21 protein-coding genes are annotated in these 24,864 nt (G+C 73.0%); 10 read left to right on the top strand and 11 right to left on the bottom strand.

Going from position 1 to position 24,864, the window contains the following annotated elements; all coding sequences use genetic code 11:
* Positions 1-20 precede the first annotated feature (20 nt).
* The 3 genes from ACGF3J_RS05610 to ACGF3J_RS05600 all read left to right on the top strand — a co-directional run bounded on the left by ACGF3J_RS05610 (position 21) and on the right by ACGF3J_RS05600 (position 3,722).
* Entirely contained in the window at positions 21-995 is a 975-nt protein-coding gene (locus tag ACGF3J_RS05610) for a glycosyltransferase family 2 protein (RefSeq protein WP_161331199.1), read from the top strand.
* Entirely contained in the window at positions 992-2,326 is a 1,335-nt protein-coding gene (locus ACGF3J_RS05605) for a polysialyltransferase family glycosyltransferase (protein ID WP_393853516.1), read from the top strand. The genes ACGF3J_RS05610 and ACGF3J_RS05605 overlap by 4 nt, the downstream gene beginning before the upstream one ends.
* Before the next feature lie 130 nt (positions 2,327-2,456).
* Positions 2,457-3,722, top strand: coding sequence for a hypothetical protein (locus tag ACGF3J_RS05600; protein ID WP_393853515.1), 1,266 nt, complete (start codon positions 2,457-2,459; stop codon positions 3,720-3,722).
* A gap of 29 nt (positions 3,723-3,751) precedes the next feature.
* Here ACGF3J_RS05600 and ACGF3J_RS05595 read toward each other — a convergent pair whose 3' ends face one another.
* Positions 3,752-4,948 (bottom strand): RNA-guided endonuclease TnpB family protein, encoded by a 1,197-nt coding sequence (locus ACGF3J_RS05595; protein WP_161329020.1) that lies wholly within the window; start codon positions 4,946-4,948, stop codon positions 3,752-3,754.
* A 158-nt stretch (positions 4,949-5,106) separates the two neighbouring features.
* On the opposite strand from ACGF3J_RS05595, the gene ACGF3J_RS05590 reads away from it, so the two are divergent.
* The 3 genes from ACGF3J_RS05590 (at position 5,107) to ACGF3J_RS05580 (ending at position 9,853) form a co-directional block, all read left to right on the top strand.
* On the top strand, positions 5,107-7,374 hold the full coding sequence (locus ACGF3J_RS05590; protein WP_161329019.1) for a polysaccharide pyruvyl transferase family protein: 2,268 nt from the start codon (positions 5,107-5,109) through the stop codon (positions 7,372-7,374).
* Between the two features lie 136 nt (positions 7,375-7,510).
* On the top strand, positions 7,511-8,476 hold the full coding sequence (locus ACGF3J_RS05585) for a glycosyltransferase family 2 protein (protein WP_161329018.1): 966 nt from the start codon (positions 7,511-7,513) through the stop codon (positions 8,474-8,476).
* A 3-nt stretch (positions 8,477-8,479) separates the two neighbouring features.
* Positions 8,480-9,853: a polysialyltransferase family glycosyltransferase gene (locus ACGF3J_RS05580; protein WP_161329017.1), complete on the top strand. Its 1,374-nt coding sequence runs from the start codon at positions 8,480-8,482 to the stop codon at positions 9,851-9,853.
* A 61-nt stretch (positions 9,854-9,914) separates the two neighbouring features.
* Here the strand turns inward: ACGF3J_RS05580 and ACGF3J_RS05575 are convergent, their stop codons facing one another.
* Complete coding sequence (locus ACGF3J_RS05575; RefSeq protein WP_161328643.1) at positions 9,915-11,009, bottom strand: acyltransferase; 1,095 nt, start codon at positions 11,007-11,009, stop codon at positions 9,915-9,917.
* Between the two features lie 301 nt (positions 11,010-11,310).
* Here ACGF3J_RS05575 and ACGF3J_RS05570 point away from each other — a divergent pair, with 301 nt between their 5' ends.
* Positions 11,311-12,225 (top strand): class I SAM-dependent methyltransferase, encoded by a 915-nt coding sequence (locus ACGF3J_RS05570; protein WP_161328642.1) that lies wholly within the window; start codon positions 11,311-11,313, stop codon positions 12,223-12,225.
* A 188-nt stretch (positions 12,226-12,413) separates the two neighbouring features.
* On the top strand, positions 12,414-13,409 hold the full coding sequence (locus ACGF3J_RS05565) for a class I SAM-dependent methyltransferase (protein ID WP_393853514.1): 996 nt from the start codon (positions 12,414-12,416) through the stop codon (positions 13,407-13,409).
* On the opposite strand, the gene ACGF3J_RS05560 is transcribed toward ACGF3J_RS05565, so the two are convergent.
* Positions 13,394-14,044, bottom strand: a complete 651-nt coding sequence (locus ACGF3J_RS05560) for a TetR/AcrR family transcriptional regulator (protein ID WP_161328644.1) — start codon at positions 14,042-14,044, stop codon at positions 13,394-13,396. The two genes, ACGF3J_RS05565 and ACGF3J_RS05560, sit on opposite strands and share 16 nt — an antisense overlap.
* A gap of 72 nt (positions 14,045-14,116) precedes the next feature.
* Here ACGF3J_RS05560 and ACGF3J_RS05555 point away from each other — a divergent pair, with 72 nt between their 5' ends.
* Complete coding sequence (locus ACGF3J_RS05555) at positions 14,117-15,541, top strand: FAD-dependent oxidoreductase (protein ID WP_393853513.1); 1,425 nt, start codon at positions 14,117-14,119, stop codon at positions 15,539-15,541.
* Between the two features lie 13 nt (positions 15,542-15,554).
* Here the strand turns inward: ACGF3J_RS05555 and leuE are convergent, their stop codons facing one another.
* Both leuE and ACGF3J_RS05545 read right to left on the bottom strand, forming a co-directional pair.
* Positions 15,555-16,211 carry a leucine efflux protein LeuE gene (leuE, locus tag ACGF3J_RS05550; RefSeq protein ID WP_161328646.1) on the bottom strand — a complete coding sequence of 219 codons (657 nt, stop codon included), beginning with the start codon at positions 16,209-16,211 and terminating at the stop codon, positions 15,555-15,557.
* Between the two features lie 71 nt (positions 16,212-16,282).
* A complete protein-coding gene (locus ACGF3J_RS05545; RefSeq protein ID WP_393853512.1) occupies positions 16,283-17,881 on the bottom strand; it encodes a methylmalonyl-CoA mutase in 1,599 nt (532 codons plus the stop codon).
* Between the two features lie 163 nt (positions 17,882-18,044).
* Between ACGF3J_RS05545 and ACGF3J_RS05540 the strand changes: the two genes are divergently transcribed.
* Positions 18,045-18,953, top strand: a complete 909-nt coding sequence (locus tag ACGF3J_RS05540; protein ID WP_161331543.1) for a L,D-transpeptidase family protein — start codon at positions 18,045-18,047, stop codon at positions 18,951-18,953.
* Between the two features lie 131 nt (positions 18,954-19,084).
* Here the strand turns inward: ACGF3J_RS05540 and ACGF3J_RS05535 are convergent, their stop codons facing one another.
* From ACGF3J_RS05535 to ACGF3J_RS05510, 6 genes are all read right to left on the bottom strand, one after another.
* Positions 19,085-20,221: a hypothetical protein gene (locus ACGF3J_RS05535; RefSeq protein WP_161331542.1), complete on the bottom strand. Its 1,137-nt coding sequence runs from the start codon at positions 20,219-20,221 to the stop codon at positions 19,085-19,087.
* On the bottom strand, positions 20,221-20,883 hold the full coding sequence (locus ACGF3J_RS05530; RefSeq protein ID WP_161331541.1) for an RNA polymerase sigma factor: 663 nt from the start codon (positions 20,881-20,883) through the stop codon (positions 20,221-20,223). Before ACGF3J_RS05530 ends, ACGF3J_RS05535 begins: the two co-directional genes overlap by 1 nt.
* A 355-nt stretch (positions 20,884-21,238) precedes the next feature.
* A complete protein-coding gene (locus tag ACGF3J_RS05525; RefSeq protein ID WP_161331540.1) occupies positions 21,239-21,646 on the bottom strand; it encodes a hypothetical protein in 408 nt (135 codons plus the stop codon).
* 126 nt (positions 21,647-21,772) lie between these two features.
* A complete protein-coding gene (locus ACGF3J_RS05520; protein WP_161331539.1) occupies positions 21,773-22,303 on the bottom strand; it encodes a hypothetical protein in 531 nt (176 codons plus the stop codon).
* 87 nt (positions 22,304-22,390) lie between these two features.
* Positions 22,391-22,927 (bottom strand): hypothetical protein, encoded by a 537-nt coding sequence (locus tag ACGF3J_RS05515; RefSeq protein WP_161331538.1) that lies wholly within the window; start codon positions 22,925-22,927, stop codon positions 22,391-22,393.
* Between the two features lie 151 nt (positions 22,928-23,078).
* Entirely contained in the window at positions 23,079-24,644 is a 1,566-nt protein-coding gene (locus ACGF3J_RS05510; protein ID WP_393853697.1) for a glycoside hydrolase family 20 protein, read from the bottom strand.
* Between the last annotated feature and the right edge of the window lie 220 nt (positions 24,645-24,864).

The raw sequence follows: 24,864 nt of genomic DNA, 5'->3' as shown, positions 1-24,864 counted from the left end.
CGGCGCATAACGTCGCTCACGTGCCCAAGCTCTCCGTCATCGTGCCGTTCTACAACGTTCGGCAGTACGCACCAGACACTCTGCGGAGTCTGCGCGCAAACGCGCGGGACGACTTCGAATTCATTCTCGTCGACGACTGCTCGACCGACGGGACCGCGGACCTCCTCGTCCGTGCCGAGCGCGAGCTGCCGGGGGCGGTGCTGGTCATACACGAGAAGAACGGCGGCCTGGCGACCGCCCGCAACACCGGCATCGACCGGGCGCGCGGCGAGTACATCGCCTTCCTGGACGGCGACGACTGGCTGGCGCCGGGCCACTGCGCCCGGCTGGTGGCCGCGATCGAGGGCCTGGACGTCGACTTCGTGCGCACCGACCACGTGCAGTGCACAGGCCGGGCGCGCACCTTGCACCGCGTCCCGCACGGCCGCCGCAACGTGGCGCTGCGTCCGCGGGACGCGATCCTGCCCGCGCACCGCTCGACCTCCGTGGACTACGCGTACGCGTGGGCGGGGATCTATCACCGGCGGCTGGCCGAGCGCGGTCTGCTGCACTTCACCGACGGGCTGCGCACGGCCGAGGACCGGCCGTGGATCTGGAAGCTGCACCGGGAGGCGGGCTCCTTCGCGGTGACCGGGCTGCTCGGCTCCTTCTACCGGCGCGGGGTGGCGTCCTCGCTCACCCAGATCGGTGACGTCCGCCAGCTCGACTTCATCCGCGCGTTCGACGAGGTCGTCGCGGGGGCGGCGGGTGACGCGGAGGCGGAGCTGCTGCTGCCCAAGGCCGTGCGGACGTACTGCGCGATCATTTCCCACCATCTCGGTTCCATCGAAAGGTTCGAGCCTGCCGTGGCGCGGAAACTCAAGGAGATGAGCGCGGCGGCGCTGCGGCGGATGCCGCAGGACGCGCTCGACGTCGCGCTCGGGTCGATGGACGCCGAGCGCGCCACGCGGCTGCGCCGGCTGCGCCGGCGTGCGGGGACGGGGGCGGCGGCGTGACCACACAGATCTTCCTGGCGTCGACGCTGTACGGCACGGCGACGCTCGCGGCGGCCCTGGACACCGGCTGCTTCGCCCCGGCCGACCGGCGGATCCTGCTGGTCTCCAACAACGCGGCGACGCCCGAGACGGCTCCGTCCGTCGACCGGATGCCGGGATTCGAGCGGCTGCGCGACCGGTTCGACGACGTGGTGTCGTGGAACGAGGCGATCTTCCCCTTCCACCCCGGCGGCTGGTCGCCGCGGCTGGACGACGTACCGATGTGGGAGCGGCATCTGCGGCTGGCCTGGGGCATCGGCGACGACGACGTGGCGCTGGCCGTGGAGTCGATCCAGGTGCACCCCGCGCTCGGCGTGGCGCAGATCTTCACCGACGCGCCGCTCACCGTCTACGCGGACGGGCTGATGAGCCACGGGCCCACCCGCACCAAGCTGGCCCCGCTGGTCGGCACGCGCGTCGAACGGCTGCTCCACCTGGACCTGGTGCCGGGGCTCGCGCCGCTGCTGCTGACGGAGTTCGGCGTCGAGCAGGAGATCGTGCCGGCCCCGGCGTTCACGAAGGTGCTCGCCGAGCTGGCGGAGACCGGCGCGGGTCTGCCGGACGTGGAGCGGCCCGCGGTGCTGCTCGGCCAGTACCTCTCGGCGCTGGGGGTGCTCTCCGCCGAGGAGGAGGAAGACCTGCACGTGCGGATGCTGACCGGTGCGGCGGCGCTCGGGCACACCCGCGTGGTGTTCAAGTCCCACCCGACCGCGCCGGCCCGGTTCACGCGGACGCTGGAGCGGGAGGCCGGGAGACTCGGCGTCGAGCTGCACGTGGTGGAGACGCCGGTCCTCGCGGAGGTGCTGTTCCAGCGGACCCGCCCGGCGCTGGTCGTCGGCTGCTTCTCCACGGCGCTGCTCACCGCGTCGACGCTGTACGGGCTGCCGGTGGCGCGGGTCGGCACCGAGACGCTGCTGGACCGGCTGACGCCGTACGAGAACAGCAACCGCGTCCCCGCGACCCTCGTGGACGCGCTGCTGCCGGACCTCTCCGACGCCGCGGCGGTCGCCGAGGGCCGGCCCGCCACGGACGCCGACACCCTGACCGCGCTGCTGCGGACCGTCGGCTTCGCGATGCAGCCGAAGGTCCTCCCGGAGCTGCGCCCCGCCGCCGAGACCTACCTCCGCACCAGCCTGACCCCACACACCTGGCGCTACTTCAAGAAGCGCCGCCTCACGTCCCTGGGCCTCCCCGGCGGCATCCCGTCCCGCCTGGCGTTCCTGCCGCACAACTCGACGGCCCGGAGGGTCGTGCGACGGGCGCGGGCGGTCCGGCGGTCCCTGGGGCGTTGAGGCGGCCGGATGCCGGGTGGGCGCGGGGCTCCTGGACGGGGCGAGTGTTCACCCGGTGTCCGTCCCCCGGACACCCGCGGAGCGTTGGGCTGCGGCACATTCGGGCTCCGGTCGGAGAACGGTGGAGCGCATGACGAAACCCCTGGCGGGATTGTTCAGGGCACGGCAGAAGGACGCCGCCAGGCCGGTGCTGTACGCGCGGAGCATGCGTCTGTGCGGTGAGCACCTCGCCGGGGAGGGCGACGGGGCCGGCGTCCCGCAGGTGCGGCTCACCCGGGCGATCGGCGTGTTCGCGGCCTCGCTGGACAGCCCGTCGGCCGACCCCTTCGACGCCCTGCTCCAGGTCGGCGAGCGGGCGCTGGAGGCGGGCGGGGAGCGCGGGCTGGGCCTGGCACTCGGGCTCGCCGAGTCGGCGGCCGGGATCCGGCAGCGGTCCAAGGGCGCCTGGCGGCTGCGCGGCCTGGCGCTGGACGGGCTCGGCCGCGGGGACGAGGCGCTCCAGTGCTACGAGCGCTACGTCACGCTCCTCGGCGGCGGCGCCCCGGCGCCCGAGGTCGCCCGCGGGATGGACACCCTGCGCCGCCGCCGGGCCTGCCTCGAAGCGGCCGTGGCGCTCTTCCCCGAGGCGGGCGCCGGTCTCGCCGGCCTGCTCCGCGAGCCCGCAGCGACCACCGCGGTCGTCGAACCCCGGTTCGCCTCCTTCGTACGGGAGAGGCTGGCCGAGCACGGCCCGGGCGACCCGGCGGTGCGGCGCCTGCTGGAGCTGCACGGCCGCCACCGGCGCCTCGTCGAGCAGGGCGCCGCACCCGAACCACTGCTCGGCGGCGCCACCCCCGTCGGCGTGGCCGGCCTGCGGGGCCTGATCGCGGGGCGGACGGCGTGCCTGGTCGCGAACGCCGCGGACGTCGCCGCGAGCACCCTGGGCCCCGAGATCGACCGCTACGACCTGGTGGTGCGCTGCGACGGCCACCGCGTCCGCGCCGAGGGCACCGGCGAGCGCACCGGCCTGCACGCCGTCACGCTGCGGGGCGGCGCCCCCTGGGAGGAGCCCGCCTGGACGCGGCCGGCCGGCATCCGGCTGGTCTTCGGCGACCCGGCCGCCGACTGGCGCCGCGCCGTACGGACCCGGCTGGCCCCCGGGGCGCAGGAGCACGTCGGCGACGCCTCCCTGCGCCGCCCGCTCGCCGATCCGGCCCTGCTGGGCGAGGGCGGCTGGGAGCCGGCGACGACCACCGCCTTCACCGTGCTCAGGCTCCTGGACTTCCTGGACGCGAGCCCCCGCCTCGACCTGATCGGCTTCACCCTGCCCGGGCGGCTGCGGCCGAGGGAGGCCGAGTGGGTCATGGACCGCGCGACGCACGTAGACGACAGCAAGATGAGGATCGCCCTGCGTTGACTTCCTTCCCCTCCTGAGGGAGGGGGGTCCTACGGCTCGCGCCGCAGGAGTTTCTGCTTCATCGCCGACTGCCCGCCCGGAGTACTCCGTTGAGGTCTTACACCAGCTCCACAGACAGACGCCGTCAGCCCGACGGCCAGGATGTTCTTCGCTGCGTTCACGTCCCTGTCGTGGGTCGCTCCACAGGCGCACGTCCATGCACGGACGTTCAGCGGCATCTTGTCCTGCAAGGTGCCGCAGGCGGAACAGAGCTTGGAGGAGGGGAACCAGCGGTCGATCGCGATTACGTCGCGCCCGTACCACTGGGCCTTGTACTCCAGCATGCTCCGGAACTCCGACCAGGCCGCGTCGCTGATGGCACGGGCCAGGCTGCCGTTCTTCACCATGTTCCGGACGGCGAGGTCCTCGATCACGATCGTTTGGTTCTCACGAACGAGCTGTGTGGTGAGTTTGTGCAGAAGGTCACGCCTGCGGTCGGTGATGCGGGCGCAAACCTGGGCGACCTTCCGGCGGGCCTTGGCCCGGTTGGCTCCGTCGCCCTTGGCCTTGCGGGCGAGCTGCCGCTGGGCCCTGGCGAGGCGGGCGCGGTCACGCCGCTCGTGCCGGGGGTTGGAGACCTTCTCACCGGTCGAGAGGGTCAGCAGGTGGTCGAGGCCGACGTCGATACCGACGGCAGTGCCGGTGGCGGGCAGCGGCATCACGGTCGGGTCCTCGCACAGCAGGGACACGTACCAGCGTCCGGCGGCGTCCTGCGACACGGTCACCGTGGACGGCGTCGCGCCCTCGGGCAGGGGACGGGACCACACGATGCCGAGCGGCTCCGCCATCTTCGCCAGGGTCAGTTTCCCGTCCCTGAACCGGAAGGCGCTGGTGGTGTACTCCGCCGACTTCCGCGACTTCTTCCGCGACTTGAAGCGCGGGTACTTGGCACGCTTGCCGAAGAAGTTGGCGAACGCCGTCTGGAGGTGCCGCAGGGCCTGCTGGAGGGGGACCGAGGAGACCTCGTTGAGGTACGCGAGTTCCTCGGTCTTCTTCCAGGCCGTGAGCATCGCCGACGTCTGGTTGTAGTTCACCCGCTCCTGCCGCGTCCACGCTTCCGTGTGTGCGGCCAGGGCGAGGTTGTAGACCTTTCGCACGCATCCGAACGTGCGGGACAGCTCTGCCGCCTGCGCATCGGTCGGACGGAAGCGGTACTTGAACGCCCGCTTCACGTGGATGGTCTTCACGATTCACACATTGAACCTTCAGTTAGTGAAGGTGCACAGACAGTTGCGGGTGAACATCGGTCCGCCCTGGCAGCGAACCGGCCCGCCCTTCCCCGCTCCAAGCGAACTTCGCTGCCTCCCCCGGCTGAAACCGGGGGTATCCACGAAGGAAGGCTTAGATGACCCACTCCCCCGCCTCGGCGGACGACCGGAGCACCGTCACCGGCAGACGCCGGATCGCCTTCGCCGTCCACACCGACCGGGACGGCCTGTCCCGCCTCTCCACGCTGATACGCAGTCTGGCGCTGACCAACCCGGGGGTGTGCGAGGACTTCGTGGTCCTCCACCCCGGTCTGCCCGACGACGCGTTCGACGCGCTGCGGCCGCTGCACCCGCGCCTCGTCACCCGCCGCGCGGAGGGCGGCCGCGGGGACGTCCTCCGGCTGGAGGGGTACGACACCGTCATCGCCCTCGATCCCGGCATGGTCGTCCTGGGCGACCTCGGCGAGCTGCTGCGGATGCGCCGCGAGGTGGCCGCCGTACCGCGGTCGCCGCACGACGGACGGCACGCCGGAGAGCAGGACGGGGAGCGGCCGAGGGTGCTGCCCGACGGGCTGATCGTCGTCCAGCGCGCGGACGTGGACGACGCGTTGGCGACCCGGCTCGCCGCCGGCTCCGGCTCCGGCTCCGGCTCCGGCGAGGGCATGGCGTCCGACGGCGCCCTCACCCCGCTCGACGCGCGGTACGACTTCCCCGCCCGCCGCCTGCACGACGACCTGCCGGTGCCCGAGGACGTCGTCGTCCTGCGCCTCACGGGACCGTCCGACGCCCCCGGGCACGGCCCGGCGGCCGAGGCGCGGCACCGTTTCGAGCTGGGCGACGAGGAGTTCCGCGCCGCCTTCCGCGCCCTGCGCGGCCGCAAGCACCCCGAGCTGCTGGCGCACTACGCCCCGCCCCTGCTGAAGGCCCGTCCCTCGCTGGACCTGGCCCGCACGGTCGCCGACGTGTACCGCGGGCAGGGCCGGTACGACGAGGCGGTCGAGGTCCTCGCGCCCGTCGTGGCGGACCGGCTGGACGCGCCGCGCTGCCACGAGACCCTGGGCGTCTGCCTGATGGCGCTGTCCCGCTACGACGAGGCCGAGGCCCACCTGCTGCTGGCGGCCGCCTCCCCCGACGTCGCCCCGCGCGCCTTCGCGCAGCTCGCCCGGCTGGCCTGGCTCCGCGGCCGGGAGGCGGACGCGCACGCCTACGCCCGCGAGGGCCTGGACGCCGACCCGACCGACGCGGGCTGCCACGCCTGGTACGTCCGCACCCGGACGCGGGAGCCGGAGGGCGGTGCCGCCGCTCCCGAGCCGGACCCCGCCGAACAGCTCGCGCACGTGGCGCTGTTCGCCGAGGGGGACGAGAACGCCGGGGACAAGGTCCTGCCCGAGGCCGTACGCATGTGCTTCGGCCCCGACACGGGCCCCCGCCACTGGTACCCCCAGCCGGTGCACCGGCTGGTCGACGAGGCGGCCCTGGAGCAACTGAACGCGCGCCGCGGGGTGGTCGTGGGCGGCGGCGGGCTCTTCCTCCCGGACACCTCGCCCAACGGCAACAGCCACTGGCAGTGGAACGTGCCGGACGACCTGCTGGCCCGCGTCACCGCGCCGCTCGCGGTGTTCGCGGTCGGCTACAACGTCTTCGACGGACAGCTGTACCGGCGGCGCCGGTTCGCCGAGAGCCTGCGCGTCCTCGTGGAGCGGTCGGCGTTCTTCGGGCTGCGCAACCACGGCTCCATCGACCGCGTCCGCGAGCTGCTCCCCGCCTCGCTGCGCGACCGGGTGCGCTACCAGCCCTGCCCGACCACGGTGGCCCGGCAACTGCTCCCGGGCCGCTTCGAGGCGGCCGAGCGGTCCGACACCGTCCTGGTCAACTGCGCCTACGACCGCGCGGGCCTGCGGTTCGGCCACGACTACGGGCACTTCCTCGCCCAGACGGCCCACGCCCTCGGCGCGCTGCGGGAGCGGGCGGACGTCCGGTACGCGGCGCACATGCCGGCCGACGAGCGGTTCGTGCACGACCTGCGCCGGGAGCACGGCATCGCCCTGCCCGTCGAGCGGCTCTACGCCCTGTCGAACGACGCGATCCGCGACCTGTACGCCCGTGCGCGACTGGTGATCGGGATGCGCGGGCACGCCGGGATGATCCCGTTCGGCTGCGGGACTCCGATCCTGAGCCTCGTCTCCCATCCGAAGCTGGCCTACTTCCTGTCGGACATCGGGCGCCCGGAGTGGGGGCTGTCGGTGCACGACCGGGAGCTGGGACCGCGCCTGGCGGAGCGGGCGTCCGCGGTGCTCGACGACCACGCGACGGCGGTCGCCGACGTGCACCGCGCGCAGGAATTCCTGTGGAAGACCACGCAGGCGAACCTCCAGGAACTCCGGGGCGTGTTCGACCCGACGTGAACCACGGGCGCGAATCACCAAGAATTCACTTCCACCGCGAACGGAGTTCGCTTTTCCGCGCCCGATTGGACACCGGCGGATTCGGCGGCGTCGTTAGCCTGTTCCAATCCCCGACCTTCGAGCGTGAGAGGCCCGCGTGCCGAAACTGTCCGTCGTCGTCCCCATGCACAATGTGGAGACTTTCGCCGAGAGCACTCTGAGAAGTCTCGCCAACAACGCGGACCCGGACTTCGAGTTCCTGCTCGTCGACGACTGCTCCACGGATGCCACGCCATGGGTGATCGACCGCTGGGCGGAGCGACGCCCCGACACCCGGGTGATCCGGCACGAGACCAACCGGGGCATAGCGCAGGCCCGCAACAGCGGAATCGACGCGGCCCGGGGCGAGTACGTCACGTTCCTCGACGGCGACGACTGGTACTGGCCGGGCTACCTGCCCGAACTCGTGCGCAGTATGGACGAGTTGGGCTGCGACTTCGCCCGCACCGACCATGTGCAGGCCACCGGCACGGAGCGGGTGATCAAGCGGCCGCCGGCGCCCGTGCGCAACACCGTGATGGACCCGCGCGACGGCATCGCGCCGCCGCACATGGAGACGATGGTGGACTACCCCTTCGTCTGGGCGGGGATCTACCGCCGGCACCTCTTCGCCGACGGCGGGATGCGCTTCGCGACCGAACTGCGCACCGCGGAGGACCGGTTGTGGATCTGGCGCCTGCATCTGAAGGCCCGCTCGTACGCGTCCGTCGGTCTGCACGGCGTGTTCTACCGGCGCGGCGTCGCCACCTCGCTGACGCAGATCAAGGACTCCCGGCAGCTGGACTTCATCCCGGCCTACGACATGCTCCTCGCGGACCTGCTGAAGGACCCGGAGGCCGAGCGCTTCCTGCCGAAGGCCGTGCGGACGTACTGCGCCATGATCGCCTTCCACCTCGGCAAGGTGGACGAGTACGAGTCGGCGGCGGCCCAGCGGCTGCGCCGGGAGGCACGGGACGCGCTGCACCGTATGCCCCAGCACGTGCTGGAGGAGACCCTCCGGACCATCGACAGGACTCGCGGCAGGCTGCTCAACCGCCTGCGTGACGGGCGGAAGGCTGCCTGACCCATGTCCCACACCACCTCCACGCCCCACCGGACCCAGATCTTCCAGGTCTCCACCCTGTACGGAGCGGCCACCCTCGCCGCGGCGCTCGACGCGGGCCTGTTCGGGCCGCGCCACGGCGCCCGGCGGGTGCTGCTGATCTCGAACAACGCGGCGATACCCGAGACCGCGCTGCGGCTGGACGAGATGCACGGGTACGGGCGAATAACGGCGCGGTTCGACTCCGTCGTCAGCTGGAACGAGGCGATCCGCCCGCACCACCCCAGCGCCTGGGGCCCGCGCGGAAACGACACGGCACTGTGGCAGGAGGCCTTCCGGCTGGCCTGGGGCATCGACGAGCGGGACCTGGTCGAGCTGGCGGTCGAGTCGATCCAGGTCAACCCGGCCCGCGCACTGGCGGCGATCTTCTCCGAGAGCGCCGTCCACGTGTACGCCGACGGCCTGATGAGCTACGGCCCGACCCGCGAGAAGCTCCCGCTGACCATCGCGAGCCGCGTGCGGCGCCTCCTCCACCTGGACCTGATCCCGGGGCTGCGGCCCCTGCTGCTGTCCGAGTACGGCGTCGAGCCCGAGATCGTCCCCGACGACGCGTTCCGCGCCGTGCTCGACGAGATCTCCCGGGACGCGGCGGACGACTCCGAACTGGCCCCGGTGATCCGGGAGAAGCCGACGGCCGTGCTGCTCGGCCAGTACCTGGCGGCGATCAACATCCTCACCGCGCAGGAGGAGGAGGACCTGCACGTCCGGATGCTCACCGGGGCCGCGCGGGCCGGGCACCGGTCCGTGGTCTTCAAGCCGCACCCGACGGCCCCCGCCGGTTACACGGCGGCCCTGAGCAAGGCGGCGGCGGACGCGGGCGTACGGCTCACCGTGCTGGACGCGCCGCTGCTGGCCGAGACGCTGTACGACCGCTGCGCGCCCGAACTGGTCGTCGGCTGCTTCTCGACGGCGATGGTGACCGCCTCGGCCTACTACGACGTGCCCGTCGCCCGGGTGGGGACGGCGCTGGTGATGGAGCGGCTCAAGCCGTACCCGAACAGCAACCGGGTGCCACTGGCCGTGGTCGACCACCTGGTGCCCGACCTGGAGCGCGGCGAGGAGCCGGCCCGCGTCGGCGCGGCACCCGAGACGCTGTCACCGCTGGTGCGGGCGATCGGCTTCTGCATGCAGCCCAAGACGTACGCGGACCTGCGGGAGCCGACCGAGGCGTGGCTGCGCGCCCAGCTGGCCGCCACCCCGGCCCACTACTTCCCCGAGCTGCGGCTGACGGAGCTGGGGCTGCCCGGCAGCCGCCCGCAGCTGCGCGCGAGGCTCCAGGTGCGGCGGGCCCGGCGGATGGTGCGCAGGGCGGTGCGGCGCGGCGCCGGCAAGAAGTGACCCGGGCCGGGCCGCGGGCGCCGTCCGCCCGCGGCCCGGCCGTCGTCGCGGTCCCCGCCGCTCAGCCCAGCCAGCGGCCCAGCCGCAGCCGGGTCCAGAGCAGGGCGGCGGCGAACGACAGCACGACCGTCGCGACCGTCAGCCCGGCGAGCCCGCCCACGGCGCCCGCCCAGCCCGCGTCCGCGGAGACCACGCGCGGGGCGAGCGCCTCCAGGAACATCAGGTGGACCAGGTAGGCCCCGAAGGAGGCCCCGGCGAGCCGGGCGAGGAGCGGACGGAAGCGCTCCGGCACCCTGATCCGGTTGAGGGCCATCAGCAGGGTCCCCGCCAGCAGCGCCACCACGAGCGAGCCGTACGGGCCCGGGAAGTGCACCCGGTGCTCGTAGACGGCCACCGCGGCCCACGCGCACAGCCCGCCGGCCAGCCACAGCAGCCGTCGTCCCCGGCCGCCGACGGCGGAACCCGGCAGCGAGAGCAGGGCGGCCCCGGCGACGGCGTACACGATCTGGTAGACGCCGAACTGCCAGGCGAAGGGCGGGACCCGGACGTCGAGGAGGCGCCCGAGGTCGCCGAGCACGGTCGGCGCGAGGGCGATGCCGAGCAGCGCGGCACCCGCGCCCCAGGGCCTTCTGCCGCTCCGGACCAGGACGGCCACCGAGAGCAGCAGGATCACGGGGACGTAGGCGTACAGGTACCAGAGGTGGAAGGCCGGCCGGACGGAGCCGAACACCGCGTCCAGGGCGAGGTCGCGCACGGGGTCGGTGTGGGCGTCCCGCGCCCGGTCCCAGAGGAGGTACGCGGCGGTCCACACGGCCATCGGGACGACGATGCGGATCAGCCGCTTGCGGACCTGGCCGTCGTCACGGGGCGGCGCGCCGCTGAGCACGACCCACCCGGCGATGGCGAAGAAGAGCGGCACGGCGCACCGGCTCAGCGCGTCCCCGGTGAGGGCGGTCCAGTAGACGGGCCCGCCGCCCGCGGGGGTGCGGTCCACGGCCTTCATGAGTTCGCCCGCGGCGTGGCAGACGATGACCCCGACCGAGGCCAGGACGCGGACGAGGTCGATGTCGTACCGGTGCTCCCCCCGGACGCGCGGGGGCGGGGGCGGGGGCGCCGCGGCGGGGGCGGCGGGCCGTACGGAGTCGGCGGCGGTCAGGGGCTCGGCGGCGATGGGTGGTCACTCCCGGGTAGGACGCGCGGGGACATCGGTGCAGGCTATGAGGGCGCCGTGAGCGGCCGGAAGCCGTGCCGGATGAACATCGGCCACCTGTGCGTGACCTTCCGGTGAACGGCGGGAGACGTCGTCCGGCGGCCTCCCGGAGTTCCGCAGAAGTTCGCCCGGCGGCCCGTCCGGAGGCAGCGCGTCCGGCCGGGGACCTCCCTAGTCTGGCCGCACCCACCCCACTGGCGTTCCGCGTACCCACCTGCTCCCCGTGACGGATCGAGGTCGTTCGCCCATGAACAGCCGTTCCCTGCTCCGCAGTCCGGTCTCCCGGCGTCTGCTGCGTCCCGTGGCGGATCTGATCGACCAGCGCATCGACCGCCGGGTGCGCTCGGCGGTCCGGGAGGCCACTCCGCACCGGCTGACCTGCGACGTGCTGCTCGGCGCGGACGGCCGGGGCCTGTCCCGGGTGCTGGCCGAGGGCCCGCTGGAGCGGCTGCGCGCCGAGGTGGCGGCGCTGTCCGGCGACCGTGCCGCGGCCACCCGTAACGTCACGACCGCCTACCGTCTCCTGATCGCGCTGGAGTCGCTGGGCGTGGGCCGGATCGCGGGCGGCACCATGAACATCTGCGGCAAGCTCGCCACCGTCCCGCTGCTCGGCCCGCCGAACGACGAGATCCTGGAGATAGGGACGCTGTACGGCATGTTCTCCACCGGGCTGGTCCGGATGCTGGAGCGCGACGGCCGCAGCCCGGGCCTGACCATCGTGGACCCCTTCGCCGGTGTGCAGCTCCAGCCCGGCACCACCGTGCGTCCCGACCCGACGGGCACCCCGGTCGACGAGCACGCCGTGCGCACCAACCTGGCCCTCGCCGGGCGGGCGGGCGCGGAGGCCCGGATCCGGCGCGGCTACTCCGAGGACCCCGAGACCCGGGCGGCCGTCTCGGACCGCGCGTACGGCGTGATCGTCGTCGACGGCGACCACTCGGCGAAGGGGGTCCGCCAGGACCTCCAGTGGGCCGAGGAGATCGCCGCGCCGGGCGGGATCGTCGTCCTGGACGACTACGGCGACCCGAGCTGGCCGGGCATCAAGGAGGCCCTGGACGACCATCTGCGGGACGGCACGCGCTTCACCTACCTGGGCAGGGCGGCCCACTCCGCCTTCCTGCGGGCGTCCCGAGCGCCGTTCGGCGGCACCCCGGACGGGTGATGGGGGATGCCCCGAACCCGCGGTCCGAGGGTGCCGTCGGCGCCCTCCCGGATGCCGTCGGAGCGGCCACCGGCGCCCGGGTTGCGGACGGTGCCTGCCCGGACGCGTTGAGCAATTCGTGCGATTTTCCTTCCATCGAATCGTGCGCGCCGACCCCTTTTCGGGCCTGGAGGAGGCATCCTCCCCTCATGGCCACTGCGCAAGAGACGCACGAGTACCCCGGTGAGCTGAACGACGTCCCCGGCTGGTTCTGGCCGCTGGACCAGGTGCTGTTCTCCTGGTTCCTGGAGCGCCAGGAGACCATGGACACCCGCGGCGACCTGCTGGAACTGGGTGCCTATCTGGGCAAGAGCGCGATCCTGCTCGGGCACCGGCTGCGGGACGGCGAGACGCTCACCGTCTGCGACCTGTTCGGAGCCGAGCCGCCGGACGCGGCCAACCGGGCGGAGGCGGCGAAGTCGTACTCCTCCCTCACCCGGCAGGCCTTCGAACGGAACTACCTCTCCTTCCACAAGACCCTGCCCACCATCGTCCAGGCGCCCAGCTCCGCGATCGTCGACGAGGTCGCGCCGGGCAGCTGCCGCTTCGTCCACATCGACGCCTCGCACCTGTACGAGCACGTCGAGGGCGACATCGGCGCGGCCCGCGATCTGCTGGGGCCCGACGGGATCGTCGTCCTCGACGACTTCCGCAGCGAGCACACCCCGGGCGTGGCCGTCGCCGCCTGGGAGGCGGTGCTCAACCGCGGGCTTCGCCCGGTCTGCCTGAGCAGCCAGAAGCTGTACGGCACCTGGGGCGACCCGGAGCCGGTGCAGGAGGCCCTGCTGGCCGCGCTGCGCGGGCGCGACGACATCGCCGTGACGGTGGAGCGGGCCGCGGGACAGCGGCTGGTGCGGACCCGCGCCAAGAGCAAGCGGCTGAGCCCGCCCCCGCTGCCGGTCTCCCGCTACCCGGCGCCGGCCGAGCCGGAGGCACCGCCGGCGGACACCGCACCCGTACCGGGCCAGACCACCCAGCCGCGCCCGGCGGGCCGCACGCCGCGGGCCACCCGGCCGCCGAGCCCGCGCGCCCGGACCCGCCGGCTGGCCCTGGACCTGCTCCCGCCGATCGTCACCCGCGCGGTGCGCAGGTACCTGGCCGCCCGGCGGACGAAGGCGGGCAGGCCGGGTCAGTCCAGGCCGTAGGCCGTGCCGATGCCCGTGATCACCAGGGCGAGCGCTTCCTCGAAGTGCCGCTCGTAGTCCGTGAAGATCTCCGCGCCCGCCGCGGCCGTCAGTGGGTAGGCGGCCAGCAGGCGGGCGCGTTCGTCCACGTCGAAACCCTCCCGGCGCTCGTCGGGCAGCGGCTGGACGCCCTGTTCCTCGGTGACGAAACCGAGCGTGAACAGGTACGCCGTCGTACTGGCCCGCACCGCCTGGGCGAGGGTGAGCCCGGCGGCCGTGAACAGGCGCAGGCTGTCCTCCATCTGCTCCGCGTGCTCGGCGCCGGTGAAGCGTGAGCCGCTGAACACCCTGGCGCCGTCCCGGTAGCCGAGCAGGCTCGCGCGCAGGCCGCGGTTGGTCTTGAGCAGTCGCTCCCGCCAGGTGTCGGCCGGGTCGAGCGGGGTCCCCGCCACCATCCGCCGGTACATCTCGGTGGCCATCTCGTCGAGCAGGGCCTGCTTGTCCTTGAAGTGCCAGTACAGGGCGGGCGCCTTGACGTCCAGCTCCCTGGCGATGGTGCGCAGGGTCAGGCCGTCCAGACCGACGTCGTTCAGCAGTCTCAGCGCCGTGTCCGCGACCCGTCGGCGGTCCAGGGGGGTGCGTCGTTCGGTACTCACGCTTGACAGCTTAACGGCGTTAAGTCCATTCTCGGACCCACGTAGCACTTAACAACGTTAAGGAGAGTGGCCGTGGACACGGACGTTCTGGTCGTCGGCGCGGGTCCCACCGGTCTCGCCCTCGGCATCGACCTGGCCAGGCGCGGGGTGGACGCGCTGGTCGTGGAGGGCGCCGGCACGCTGTTCCCCGGCTCGCGGGGCAAGGGAATCCAGCCGCGCACGATGGAGGTCTTCGACGACCTCGGAGTCCTCGACGCCGTCCACGCGGCGGGCGGCACCTATCCGGTCGGCATGGTCTGGCGGGATGGCGAGCGGGTCGGCGAGCACCGGATGTTCGACCCGGCGAAGGCGAGCGAGGGCGCGCCGTACGACGCGCCGTGGATGGTCCCGCAGTGGCGGACGCAGGAGATCCTGGCCGCGCGGCTGACCGAGCTGGGCGGCGGGGTGTCCTTCGGCCGGGAGGTCACCGGCGTGACGCAGGACGCGGACGGCGTCACCGCGCACTTCGCCTCGGGTCCGGCCGTCCGGGCCCGCTACCTGGTCGCGGCGGACGGCGGACGATCGGCGGTGCGGCGCGCGGTGGGCATCGGCATAACCGGGGAGGCCGTCGACCCGCACCCGACGCTGGTCGCGGACGTCCGGATCACCGGCCTGGACCGCGACAACTGGCACATCTTCCCGCCCCGCGACGGCGACGAGGGCGTCGGCTTCCTCGCCGTCTGCCCGCTGGCCGGCACCGAGGACTTCCAGGTGGTCGCCCGGTTCCCTGAGGCCACGGCGGTCGACCTCACCCCGGACGGGATCCGCGCGGTCGTCGCCGCCCGCTCGCACCTCGCCCCCGAGGCCGTCACCGAGGTGCGCTGGGCCTCCGACTTCCGGCCCCGCGCCGCCCTGGCCGACCGCTTCCGCGCGGGCCGGGTCTTCCTCGCCGGGGACGCGGCGCACGTGCACTCACCCGCGGGCGGCCAGGGTCTGAACACCAGCGTCCAGGACGCCTACAACCTCGGCTGGAAGCTGGGCGCCGTCCTGCGCGACGGAGCCCCGGAGGCGCTGCTGGACAGCTACGAGGCGGAACGGCGCCCGGTCGCCGACCGGATGCTCGGCCTGTCCACCGGCGTCCACCGCGGCGAGGTGCGGCGCGGGGACGCGACCCGCCAGCTGGGGCTGGGATACCGGGACTCGGCCCTGACCGTGGAGGCGCGGTCGGCGGTCCCGGGGGACGCGCTGCGGGCCGGCGACCGCGCTCCCGACGGGAAGGTGGACGGCGTGCGGCTCTTCGACGCGTTCCGGGGACCGCACTGGACGCTGCTGGCGCTGGGCGCGGAGGCCCCCGCGGCGCCCGGCGGTGTGGACGGCGCGGTGCGGGTGGTGCGCGGGGAGCCGCACCCGGCGTACGGCACGGGCCTGTTCCTCGTACGCCCGGACGGGTACGTCGGCTGGGCGGGCGACTCCCCGGCCGGCCTCGACGCCCATCTCGCGCGCTTCGGCCGGTCCTGAGGGAGCCCGGCGGCTACGCGCTCGCGACCGAGAGCTTCACGGCGAAGCCCAGGAACAGCGCGCCCGCCGCCGAGGTCGCCCCCGCCGAGAGCCTCCTGCGGCGCCGGAAGGCGGCGGCGAGCCGGGTGCCGCTGAAGATCAGCGCGCTGAGGTACAGGAAGCTGGCCACCTGCGCGAAGACACCCAGGACGACGAAGGACAGGGCGGGATAGGCGTAGCCCGGGTCGACGAACTGCACGAAGAAGGCGACGAAGAACAGGATCGCCTTGGGGTTGACCAGGCTGACCACCAGCGCCCGGCGGAAGGGCCGCTCGTCACCGCCGGCGGCGGCGGGGGCGTCGGTGTCCCGCGCGGCCTGCTCCCGGCGTGTGCGCCACATGCCCCACGCGGCGCGCAGCATGCCGAACGCCATCCAGGTGAGGTATCCGGCACCGGCGTACTTCACGATGCCGAACAGCACCGCGTTGGCCTGGAGCAGCGAGGCGACCCCGGCGGCCGACAGCGTCATCAGCACCGTGTCCCCGCACCAGACGCCGGCGGCGGCCGTGTACCCGGCGCGCACGCCGCGACGGGCGGCGACGGAGAGGACGTAGAGCGAGTTGGGACCGGGGAGCAGGACGATCAGAGCGAGACCTGCGAGGTAGGTGGGGAGATCGATGACGCCGAACATGGGCGGAGTGTCGCACGAAGTCACGAAACTCCGCCCACATGTTCCACTGTTCGAGAACGGCCCCTACGGCGTCAGAAGACGTCGGAGGGCACGTACGCCCCCCAGACCTCCCGCAGGGCGTTGCACACCTCTCCCACGGTGGCACGGGCCCTGAGCGCATCCTTCATCGGGTAGAGGACGTTGTCCTCGCCCTCGGCGGCCTTCCTCAGCGCGGCCAGGGCCGTGTCGACGGCCTGCTGGTCGCGTTCGGCGCGGAGCCTGGCGAGTCGTTCGGCCTGCCGGGCCTCGATGGCCGGGTCGACCCGGAGGGGCTCGTAGGGCTCCTCCTCGTCGAGCTGGAAGCGGTTGACGCCCACGACCACCCGCTCCCCGGAGTCGGTCTCCTGGGCGATCCGGTACGCGCTGCGCTCGATCTCGCTCTTCTGGAAACCGTGCTCGATGGCGTCGACCGCGCCGCCGAGGTCCTCGACCCTGGCCATCAGCTCCAGGACGGCGGCCTCGACGTCGTCGGTCATCCTCTCCACGGCGTAGGAGCCGGCGAAGGGGTCCACGGTCGCCGTCACGTCGGTCTCGTGGGCCAGGACCTGCTGGGTACGCAGCGCCAGGCGCGCCGACTTGTCGGTGGGCAGCGCGATGGCCTCGTCGAAGGAGTTGGTGTGCAGCGACTGCGTGCCGCCCAGCACCGCGGCGAGGCCCTGCACGGCGACGCGGACCAGGTTGACCTCGGGCTGCTGCGCGGTCAGCTGCACCCCGGCCGTCTGGGTGTGGAAGCGCAGCATCAGCGACTTGGGGTTGCGCGCGCCGAACTCGTCGCGCATCACCCGCGCCCAGATCCGGCGGGCCGCACGGAACTTGGCGACCTCTTCCAGGACCGTCGTACGCGCCACGAAGAAGAACGACAGACGGGGCGCGAAGTCGTCCACGTCCATACCGGCCGCGACCGCCGTGCGCACGTACTCGATGCCGTCCGCCAGGGTGAACGCGACCTCCTGCACCGGCGAGGCACCCGCCTCGGCCATGTGGTAGCCGGAGATCGAGATGGTGTTCCACCGCGGGATCTCGGCCCGGCAGTACTTGAAGATGTCCGCGATCAGCCGCAGCGACGGCTTGGGCGGGAAGATGTACGTCCCGCGCGCGATGTACTCCTTCAGCACGTCGTTCTGGATCGTGCCGGTGAGCCGGTCCGCGCTCACCCCCTGCTCCTCCGCCACCAGTTGGTACAGCAGGAGCAGCAGCGCGGCCGGAGCGTTGATCGTCATCGACGTCGAGACCTTGTCCAGCGGAATCCCGCCGAACAGCACCCGCATGTCGTCGACCGAGTCGATCGCCACACCGACCTTGCCGACCTCGCCGTGCGCGAGCGGCGCGTCGGAGTCATGGCCCATTTGGGTCGGCAGGTCGAAGGCCACCGACAGACCCATGGTCCCGCTGGCGATCAGCTGCTTGTAACGGGCGTTGGACTCGGTGGCCGTGCCGAAACCCGCGTACTGGCGCATCGTCCACGGCCGGCCCGTGTACATCGACGGATACACACCCCGCGTGAAGGGGTACTCCCCCGGCTCACCCAGCCGCTCGGCCGGGTCCCAGCCCGCCAGGGCGTCCGGCCCGTAGACCGGCTCGATGGGCAGTCCGCTCTCGGTGGACCGAGCACCGCCCGACTCGCGCGTCATGGTGTGTCGCCTCCCTCTGAGCACCTGTTCGAACCGATCGGGCCACCGACTCCTGCTCCGAGCGGTCCCGGTCACAACAATGCCGCTCCGTTCAGGCGGCGTCATCCGCGGGGAACATCTCAGGGGACATCCGTGCGGAGCCGTGGGACGACGGGGGGCCGTGATGCGTGAGGCGAGCATGGGGAACGCGGGGAGGGCGGTCGCCCTCACCCTGGGGGCCGCGCTGGTGGCGGCCGGTTGCACCGTGCAGGGCACGGGCCCGGACGGCAAGGGGCACTCGTCGGTGCGCATAGACGTCACCGGCGCCCCGCCGAAGCACACCCCGGCCGAGGACCGGCCGTCGTCGAGCGGGCCGCCCTCGGGTGAACCTCGTACGGACCAGCCGCGTACGGACCAGCCGCGTACGGACGAACCACGTTCCGACCCCGAGCCGCTCCCGGCCCGGGTGCTGTGGACACGCGGCGACTCCGGCCGGGACGTGCGCGAACTCCAGGCCCGGCTGCGTCAGGTCGAGTGGCTGGTCGACGGGCCCACCGGCACGTACGACGACCTGACCGAGCGCGCGGTGAGCGGCTTCCAGGGCAAGCGCGGGCTGCCGAGGACGGGCAGGACGGACACCGTGACCTGGCAGCGGTTGCTGGACATGACGCGCGAGCCCGACAAGTGGGACCTGTACCTGATGGGCGGGCAGCCGGCCGCCGCGCCCGACCCCCGCTGCACGACCGGCCGCGTGCTGTGCGTCAGCAAGTCGAGCCGGACGTTGCGCTGGATGGTCGACGGCCGGACCGTCTCGACAATGGCGGTGCGCTTCGGCTCGCAGCGCACACCGACCCGCGAGGGCGTCTTCGAGGTGTACTGGAAGTCCCGCGAGCACTGGTCGACGCTCTACGACACGGCCATGCCCTACGCGCTGTTCTTCAGCGGGGGCCAGGCCGTGCACTACTCGTACGACTTCGCGGCCCGCGGCTACGCGGGAGCCTCGCACGGCTGCGTCAACGTACGGGACGAAGCGGCGATCAAGGATCTGTTCGCCCAGGTGAGGAACGGCGACAAGGTCGTCGTGTACCGGTGAGGCGCGGGGCGGGGTGAATGGGGCGCGGGCGGGACCGGGGGAACGTGTCCCGCCCGCGCCAGGTGCACGAGCCGTAGGTACGGGGGGAACCCCGGCTCGGTGCGGAAGCCGATGACCAGTCGGCTCACTCATTACTGCGCCCGGGTGGCCGAAAGTGTCACACCCGTCGGGCACGGATCCCTGACGTCGGTGAAAGCGCAGGTCAGGGAGCGGAAGGCGGACGGGGTGTGCCGCTGGTGGGGGCGGACGGCGTCGGGGCGGCGGTCGTCGTCGTCCTCGTCCCTGCCCTCGTCGCCGTCGCCGTCGTCGCCCTTCTTTCCGCCTCTCTCCTTGCCTTTGCCCTCGCCGCCCTTGTCGTCCTTGTCGCCCTTGCCGTCCTTTTCGCTCTTGCCGTTCTTGTCGCGGCGGTCGGTCCTGTCGTCCCCGTCGCCGTCACCCCTCCGGAGGTCGCCGGCCCGGCCGTCGGCCCCGGTGACGGCGAGGAGGTGCCTGCAGTACTTCCCGACCCGCGACGAGCCGCCTGCCGCCTCCTTCAGGGCGCGCCGGTGCGCGCCGTCGACGTCCTTGCCGGCCCGCACCTTGCGGCACACCGCGACATGTCCGGAACGCCGGCTGTCGGCACCGCCGGTCCCCCGGTCCTCCGCGTCCCGGCGCTCCGGGGTCCGGTTCGCCGCGGTGCCGCCGTCGCCCGGAGTGTTCGCGCCGGGCGAGCCCGAGGGGGTGCCGTCGGGTACCGCCCCGCCCTGCACGCTCTCCATCGGGGAGGGCGAGAGGAGCGGACGGTCCGGGGACGCGGCGGCCGAGGCGCTGGCGCCGGGTTCCGGTTGGCCGCGGTCGAACGGCGTGGGCAGCAGTCCGGTTCCGGCCGCCACGGCCACCCCGCCGATCATGCCGACGGTCAGCGCGGCGACCAGGCCGAGCCGCAGGGGCCGGCTCCGGCGGGGACGCCGGAGGCCGTCGACGCGCGGGCCGATCCGCACCAGACCGGCGTCGGAGGGCCGGGTCGCGGTGCCGGTCGCGGGCGTGCCCGGGGCCACCGCGGAGAGGTCGGTCCGTTCGGCGTACGCCTTGCGGAAAGCGGCCAACGCGGCTGCCTCGCCGGGGAGTTCGTCGGCGCTCTGCGGGGGTGGGGTGGAGAGCGCGCCCAGGGCCAGGGCGAGTCGTTCGGCGCGTTCGCGGTCCGTGGGGCGGACAGCGTCCGGTGACTCTCCGCGCAGCAAGAGCTCCGCTGTTTCGCGGTCCAGCCACTTGTCCTGCTCGTCGGCCATCACATGTCCTTCTGCGTCCGCGCACGCGTATGCGTCACACTGGCGGACGTCACCGCACGACCGCGCGGTTCTCGCTGCGGCGGCAGGGCGTCGAGCCCGCCGCCGGATTCCGGATCGCAGGAGAGCAGTTCGGCCAGCCGCTTCAGGCCGCGGTGCGCGGCGGTGCGGACGGCGCCGGGCCGCTTGCCGAGCGTCTCGGCGGCGCTCTTGGCGTCGAGGCCCACCACCACGCGCAGGACGACGGCCTCGGCCTGGTCCTGGGGCAGCCGCGCGATGAGCGAGAGGGTGCTGTCGGTGGCCAGGGCCTCCATGGCCTCGCCCGCGGTGTCGGACTCGGCGGGCCTGCCGGCCAGCTCCGTCTCGTCACCGCCGATCGCGGGCCGGCGACCGCGCATCCGGATGTGATCCAGGGCCCGGTTGCGGGCTATCCGGGCGGCCCAGCCGCGGAACCGGTCGGCGTCCCCGTCGAACCGCTCCAGGTCGCGGGCGATCTGCAGCCAGGCCTCGGACGCCACGTCCTCGGCGTCGTGATCGCCGACGAGCGTCCTCACGTACCCGAGCAGCCGCGGATGCACGGCGCGGTACACAGTCCGGAACGCGCTCTCGCTCCCGTCCTGTGCCGCACGCAGCGCGGCGGTCAACTCCGCGTCGTCCCCCAGCACCGAGAAGCCTTTCTGCGCCTAAACCGGCGCCGCTCTCGCGGACGTGGTCCTCGCCGTCGTGGATTCGCACTTGATGGTCGCGGTGGTCTCCCGCAACCCCGTTCGCGGGAGCGAGCCCCCCGCTGGTCGGCACGAATGGCACGTTACGTCTTGAAACCGCCACTCGTCCATGTCCTGATCGCATTGCCGTACAAGATGCAACTAACCCGTGACGCGCTGAGGTGTGACAGAAAACGCACTCCCGGCGCTGAAGGGAGTACGGGCCGCCGCGCGGCCCGTGCCGCGCGACGGCCGGGGCCTCTCCTGTGGGGGGTGGCGGCCCCGGCCGTTGCCTTGGCGCCGGACCGCGCCGCCCTCACCGGTCCGCCGTCGCGTCCCGGCACAGCAGCCGGAGCGAACCGTCACCGGCGAAGCAGCGACGGGCCTCGTCGACCGGGTCCCACAGCCGGCCGTCGGGGGTGCGGACCCAGTGATCGCCCCCGGTCGCCCACCACTCGCCGCCGGACTCCCGCGCGATCACCTCACCGGCGTAGGCGCCCAGGCCGCGCAGCGCGGTCTCCACGGCGGCGTACGGGGCCCCCTCGCGGCGGATGCCGTCGATCACGCGGTCGACGCGCCACAGGCTCTGCGCCGAGTAGTCGAGGCGCAGCCGGGCGCCCTCCCGCATCGTGGCCACCGCGTCCGCCGCCCACCGCACCGGCTTCGCGGCGGCCGACGGCCGGTTCTCCTGCTGGGTCGTCAATCCGCTGGTCACAGTAGTCATATGGGCTAGAGCGCCACCGGGCCGAGTTTCGTCACAGGATCGCGGGGGCCGTCCCGCAACCGGCGCAGGACCGCCCCACCTCCACCATGTCCGCCGCACCGCCGCCGCGCGTTCGCCGCACGACCGTCACAGGCGGGCGTCCCGCCCCCGGGCCCGGCGGGACACCACGGCACGCAGGACCCGGCGGCCCTCCGTGGAGACCTCGAGGGCGGGTCGCAGCCCGGCCGGGCCGTGCGCGGCGAGCAGGTCCAGGACCGTGACCTGGCGGCGCAGCTCGCCCGCGACGAGCGGGGCCGGCCCGTTCGTGTCCGCCGCCGGGTCCAGGAGCCGGTGGACGCGCAGAGCGGCGGCGGAACAGGCGTCGGCCCAGGACCGCAGCGCCGGGCCGGAGCACGCGTCCGGCGCGTCGGCCAGCATCACGCGGGCCAGCACCACGGCCTCGTCCTCGCCCTCGCCACCGGTCGCCGCGAGTGCGGCGCGCACCTTCGCCAGCTCCCCCGCCCAGTCCGGTTCGGCGTCGTCGGCGAGGCTGGCCCACAGGGGTCTGAGGACCTCGTCGTCGCCGTCGAGGAGCGGCAGGCAGCGATCCAAACAAGCCAGTCCGCTCGCGGCGAGTCCGCGTGCGTCGGCCTGCGCGATCAGTTCCACCAGGCTCATCGGTTGCCTCCCTGTTCCCGCCGATTCGCCCCGCTCACCACCACGGAGCCCGCACTGACCCTTACAGCGTGCGACGACCCGGGAGTGTCACAGCGGGACGACGCCCAGCCGGTCGAGGAACCGGAAGAAGAGTTTTTCGGCCACCGGACCGGAGTCGTCGCCCCCGGCGTCCGCACCGGCGGCCGGTTCCGCCGCGAGCACCTCCGCCAAGTCCACGGCGCTCGCGGTGCGCCCCGCCTCGGCGGCCCAGGCGACGGCGCGTTCGGCGGCGTCCCGGGGCTCCAGGAAGTAGTCCTCCAGCGTGAGCCCGTCCCGTTCGGCGCCGAGGTACCCGGCCATCGCGGACCGCGCGAGACAGGTCGTCCACGCCCCGCTCTCGGGCGCCGCGGCCTCCACGACCACGCAGTCGCTGTCCATGACGTACCCGAACAGGGCGGGGGCGCCGGTCTGTCCGGCCAGGTCGTTCATGTTGCCGACGTCTCCGTCGCCGCCCGGGAACTCCCACACCTGCCAGCCGTCCGGCGCGGACTGACGCAGCGCCATGTCCGAGGCGCCGGCCAGCGCGTCCAGTTCGGCCAGCGGCCGCGCCCCGCGGCCCACGACGAAATAGCCCCAGTACCCCATGTCCCGGTTCCCCCCGGTGTCGGTTCGGCTGCCCAAAGACCACCACAGCCGTACGGGAGTTCGCAGCCGGATAGGACAATCTCGTACCAGCCGAGGAGGTCCGCCGAGGAGACCAGCTGAGGAGATCAGCCGGAGAGGTCAGCCGAGGAGATCAGTCGAGCCGGTTCGCCAGTGAGCTGAAGTCGGCCCAGGACAGCTCGGGTTCGCCGGGATCCCACAGCTTCTGGACCGTCGCCGCCAGCGGCAGCCTGATGCCCTCGGCGACCTGCGCCTGCGTCTGCGCGCTCGGGATGTCGCCCCAGACCGCGAAGCTGCCGCCGAGTATCTGGTCGTCGTACTTGGCGTCGACGGCCGTGGTGCCGCGGATGACGCGCGGGGTCCACTGCTCGTAGATGCGCTCGCCGGTCGGGTAGACGAAGGTCTGCGGCTCACCGAGGACGTAGTAGAGGAACTCGTCGTTGTAGTTCAGGACCTGGCGCCCCTCGGCGAGGTACTCGGTGGGCGGCCGGGCACCGATCTCCTTGCCGGTCCAGTAGGCGACCTTGATGTCCTTCGACGGTTCGACGGACGTGTCCTTGAAGAAGCCGTCGTTCCAGGCGCGCGGGACGCGGTCGTGGGCCTGCACCGTCTTGGCGCGGTCGTTGAGCCACTGGGTGGTGAGGTCGGCGACGGTGCCGCCGGAGCCGTAGGCCTTGCGGGCGGCGGCGGCCAGGTCCGGGTAGGACGCCTCGGGGTCGGGCACCACGAGCGCCTGGTACTCGTCGGCGCCCAGGTGGAACTGGGAGCCGGGGAAGAGGTCGGCGTACTCGTTCAGCAGGTCGTCGACTATCTCGGCGGACTCGGGCTTGGAGATGTCGATGGCGCCGCGCGTCGGCGTGCCCTGCGCGTTGCGCAGCTGGAGGTCCGGGTGGGCGGCGATCACGGCGCCGAGGTGGCCGGGCGAGTCGATCTCGGGGACGACGGTGATGTGGCGCGAGGAGGCGAGATCGATGATCTCCGTCATCTCCGCCTTGGTCAGGTGGTCGTCCGAGACGATCTCGGGGTGCGAGTCGGACTCGATGCGGAAGGCCTGGTCGTCGGAGAAGTGCAGGCCCAGTTCGTTGAACTTGAGGTCGCCCAGCTCGCGTATCCGGTCCTTGATCCAGTCGGCGTCGTAGTGCTTGCGGGCGATGTCGAGCGAGAAGCCGCGCTTCGGCTTGGCGGGCTCGTCCTCCACCACGCCTTCCGGCGCGGTGCCGCCGCCGTCCACGGCCTGCTTCAGGGTGCGGGTGCCGTAGTGGACGCCGGCCTCGGCCGGCCCGCTCACGGTGACCCGGCCGTCGCGCACGGTCATGGTGTACGACTCGGGGTTCGCGCCCTTGTCGGCCTTGACGTCGAGCAGCACGTCTCCGGCGCGTTCGTCGTCCTTCTCTCCCGCGTACGTCAGCCCGAGGTCACCGGCGATCTGCCGTCCCTCGTCGGCGAGGGCGGCGTCGGCGACGACGACCCGGTGCTCCTTCTCCGGCTGCCAGCCGGGGCCGCGGGCCGCGGTGTGCTCGCGTACGGCGGGTATGGTGCGCGGTTCCTCGGACAGCGGGTAGGAACGGCTCGGGCTGGGCGCGGCCGCCTCCGCGGAGGACCGCGCGGCCTGGCCTCCCGGCCCGCCGTCACCGTCTCCGTCGGTGGCCCACAGGCCGACTCCCACACCGAGCGAGGCGACCACCGCACCGGCGATCACGGCCCGCTGCCTCACCTTGTTCGCCGGTATCCGGCGTCCGTGCTCGCTCACAGCGCCAACCTAAGGGCGCTGCTGCCGCAATGCGTCCACCACATGTTCTGAAACTCTCCCGTTCGGGTGAAATTCGGGCATCGGTCGGACACGTCATGCCGTCACTCGATAACGTGACGCCACATCTTTCGCACACGAGGACCACGCTGCCCGTGCACCGTCTCCCAGA

It is taken from the genome of Streptomyces sp. NPDC048171, from assembly GCF_043202655.1.
Taxonomy (GTDB): domain Bacteria; phylum Actinomycetota; class Actinomycetes; order Streptomycetales; family Streptomycetaceae; genus Streptomyces.
Note: the sequence above shows the minus strand (reverse complement) of the source record. Positions and strands in the feature narration are given on the sequence as shown.